This is a genomic window from Longimicrobium sp., from assembly GCF_036554565.1.
Lineage (GTDB): Bacteria > Gemmatimonadota > Gemmatimonadetes > Longimicrobiales > Longimicrobiaceae > Longimicrobium.
Map to the genome: position 1 here is coordinate 1 of NZ_DATBNB010000605.1, position 3,480 is coordinate 3,480.

4 protein-coding genes are annotated in these 3,480 nt (G+C 72.5%); all 4 read left to right on the forward strand.

The window, feature by feature from the left end; all coding sequences use genetic code 11:
* The first annotated feature begins 129 nt into the window (after window positions 1–129).
* Entirely contained in the window at window positions 130–1,020 is an 891-nt protein-coding gene (locus VIB55_RS16745) for a glycosyltransferase family 2 protein (protein ID WP_331877813.1), read from the forward strand.
* Window positions 1,017–2,630 (forward strand): hypothetical protein, encoded by a 1,614-nt coding sequence (locus tag VIB55_RS16750; protein WP_331877814.1) that lies wholly within the window; start codon window positions 1,017–1,019, stop codon window positions 2,628–2,630. The genes VIB55_RS16745 and VIB55_RS16750 overlap by 4 nt, the downstream gene beginning before the upstream one ends.
* Window positions 2,623–2,868 (forward strand): hypothetical protein, encoded by a 246-nt coding sequence (locus tag VIB55_RS16755; protein ID WP_331877815.1) that lies wholly within the window; start codon window positions 2,623–2,625, stop codon window positions 2,866–2,868. Before VIB55_RS16750 ends, VIB55_RS16755 begins: the two co-directional genes overlap by 8 nt.
* On the forward strand, window positions 2,865–3,480 hold a 616-nt coding region (locus VIB55_RS16760; protein ID WP_331877816.1), incomplete at its 3' end, for an FkbM family methyltransferase. The genes VIB55_RS16755 and VIB55_RS16760, both read left to right, overlap by 4 nt.

A 3,480-nucleotide genomic window follows, 5' to 3' on the forward strand; every position in this document is an offset into this window, starting at 1 on the left:
GCGCAGTTTGCGGGGGAAGGGCTGGGGATGGGGGGCGCCGCGGCATGGGCCGGCCCAGGTCGAAGCGCCACCGAAGTGTCTCGCTCAGGCGCCGATGGGCAAGTTGATCACACGAACAGGGGCGGGGAAGTGAGGGAGCGCGCACCGGAGCTGACGGTCGTCATCGCCACGCACAACAACCAGCCCGTGCTGCAGCAGGGGCTGGAAAGCTGGGCGCGCTACGCCGCCGATCAGCCCGTCGAAATCATCGTGGTCGAGGACGGCTGCACCGACGGCACGCGGGAGTACCTCGCCGGCTTGGTCGCCCGTGGCTGGAAAGGGCCCCCGCTGCGGGTCATCCACGAGAACGACGCGCACGAGCTGGTGTGCACCAACCGCGGCCTCGCCGACGCCCGCGCGCCGCTGGTGATGAGCTGGCACGACGACATGTTCCTGCGCGCCGGCTGGTTCATCCCCGAGCTGATCGCCACCTTTGCCGCCTACGACGACATCGGCCTGCTCGCGCTCAGCCGCGGGCTGACGTTTTCACCCGTCGACGAGCCCGTCCTCACCTGGGACGACACCGTGGACTGGCGCCGCGTGCAGAGCACCATCGGGCCGGCGCCGCTCAACTGGCTGCGGCTGAACGAGGTGGACGGCGTGGTGCGGCCCTGGGTGGTCCGCAAGGCGTGCACGGACCGGGTGGGCGTGCTCGACCCGGCCTTTCGCCCCACGGAGTGGGACGAGTCGGACCTCTGCTATCGCATCCGATTCGCGGGGTGGCGGGTGGCGGCGCACGGGTATGAGCGCGACGAGGCGTACGTGCACCAGCTGAGCACTACGTACGCCCGTACGCCATCCGCCGGGCGGCAGGCGATCGGGCTGCGCAACGGGCTGCTCTTCTACGAGCGGTGGAGCGACACCATCCGCCGCGAGCACGGCCGGCCGCGCAGGTCGTGGCGCCGCCGGGCGACGGCGCAGGGGTGGGCCGCGGCGCTGCGGCAGGTGGCGCGCTTCGCCGTCCGCCGGCGCACCGCGTGAGCCGCACTCGTCGCGCCGGAATCGCCGCCACCTTCGGCTACCTGCAGTTCGGGGTGGCGCTGGCGTCGGGCATCCTGGTGGTGCCGTTCGTCCTCTCACGGGTGGGCGCCGAGCCGTACGGCGTCTGGCTGGGCTTCGGCGAGCTGGTGGCGTATTCGGCCATGGCCGACCTGGGCGTGCTGGCCGTGCTCCCCTGGCTGGTGGCCGAGGCGGACGGGCGCGCCGACCGCGACGAGATGCGCGGGCTGGTGGCCACCGGCGGCCTCGCGGCGATCCTGGCGGCGGTGCTCTTCGCTGCGTTGAGCCTGGCGCTGCTGACCCTGGCCCCGGGGCTGACGGGAGTCACGCCGGAACAGCGTGCAACGGTGATGAAGCCGCTGCTGTTCCTGGTGGCGGGAACGGCGGCCGTGTACCCCGTCCGCGTCTTCCACTCGGTGCTGCTGGGGCTGCAGGACGTCACCTTCCTGGGCGTGATGGGCATCGCCCAGTCCGCGCTGAACGTGGTGCTCCTCGTGCTGCTGCTGGCCGCCGGCCAGGGGCTGTACGCGCTGGCCGCGGCCGCGACCATCCCGGCGCTGATGTCAGGCGTCGCCAGCCTGATGCGGCTGTGGACCATCGCCCCGGACCTGTTGCGCGGCTGGCGGCTTCCGTCTGCCCGGCGGCTGGGGGCAGTGACGGTGCAGGGCATCGGCGCCTGGACGGGCGGCTTGGGCTGGCGGATGGTGTCGGCGAGCAGCACGCTCATCCTGCTCTCCGTGGCCGGGCCCGCCGCGGCCGTCGCCTTCGCCCTCACCGCGCGTTTGGGCGACGTGCTGATGCAGATGAGCTGGCAGATGCCGGACGCCGGGCTCGTCGGCCTCGCGCAATTGCGTGGCGAGGGGAACCGCGAGCGCACCAACGAGGTCGTGGTCTCCATCTTCCGCCTGACGCTGATCGGCTCTGGGGCGGTGGCGTGTTCGGTGCTGGCCTTCAACCCCAGCTTCGTCGCGCTGTGGGTTGGGCCGGACCGGTTTGCCGGGCTGGCCACGAACGCGCTCCTCGCCGCCGGGGTGCTGTCGCTGTCGCTGGGCCACGCGGTCTTCGTAACGGCGAGCACGCTGGGCGCCCGGGTGCAGATCGGCGCCGTTTCCATCGTCCAGGGTCTCGTCCACGTGCTTGCCGCGATCTGGCTGGGGCGCCAGTTCGGCACGGCGGGCGTGGCCGCGGCGGGGGTGATCGGCACGGCGGCGGTGGCGTACCCGCTGGGAATGCGGTACCTGCACCAGGTGACGGGGCTCGGCTCCACCGCCCTGTGGCGGCGCGCGCTGGGGCCGTGGACCGCCCGCGCGGCGGTGCTGCTGCTGGTGGGGCTGGGCGTGGGGATCATGGGATGGAGGGCCTCGGTGTGGCCCCCGCTGGTGGCGGCTCCCGTGCTGGCCGTCCTCTACCTCTGGGCGATGCGTCCGCTGTACCCCGGCCTGCCGCTTCCCCAACGGGTGCGCCCCGTGCTGGTGCACCTGCGCCTGCTTCCGCCTGATGCCGTGTCACCTTTCACGTCACCGCCGGACGAGGTCGTGGACATCGAGCTGGCCGACGCGGGAGCGCACGAGGGAAGGCCGGCGCATGGCTGAGATGGTGTTCGTCGTCGCACGTACCGAGACTGGCGGATACCGGGCGCGCGCGCTCGGAGAAGCCATCTTCACCGAGGCGGACACGCTCCCTGCACTTCGGGAGATGGTGGCGGATGCGGTGCGTTGCCATTTCGACGATCGCGAGCTGCCCGGGATGATCCGGCTCCTGACGGAATCGGAGGCATCGACCGCTGGCCCGCCACTTCGGACCGCCTTGGATCACGAGCGAGCTGAATGACGCCGATCGAGACCGCCGAGGGACATGCGTACCGCCGACGCTCGCCGCTGGAGGTGGTGGGTGCGGCCGTGGCGCGCCTGGTTCCGGAGAGCGGTCCCCGGCGGTGGCTGCGTGGCGCCTACCACGCACTGCTGGGCGGCGGGCGCGGCGTGGAGTCCGTGCTCCCCGGCGGCGAACGGGTGCGCGTGCTTCCCGAGTACCGCTTCGTCAGCTGGAACCACGTGGAGTACGCCGCCTTTCACGCCACTGCCGCGCGGGGCGGGGTTGCGCTCGATGTGGGTGCCAACGCCGGTGCGTACGCGCTGCTCTTGGGGCAGTGGGTGCGGCCAGGCGGGCGGGTGTTCGCCTTCGAGCCGTCGCCGGAGGCGTTCGAGGGACTGCGCCGCCACGTGGAGCTGAACGGGCTCGCCGACGTGGTGGCGCCGGTGCGCGCCGCGGTGTCGGACGTGGCGGGAACGGCGGGGCTGATCGGCGCGGGGCACCACGGGACGAGCCGGCTGGCCGCCGCGGGCGAGGCGGGGACCGAGACGGTGGAGACGGTGACGATCGATGCGTTTTGCGCCGCGCACGACATCACCCCCACGCTGATCAAGATCGACGTGGAGGGCTTCG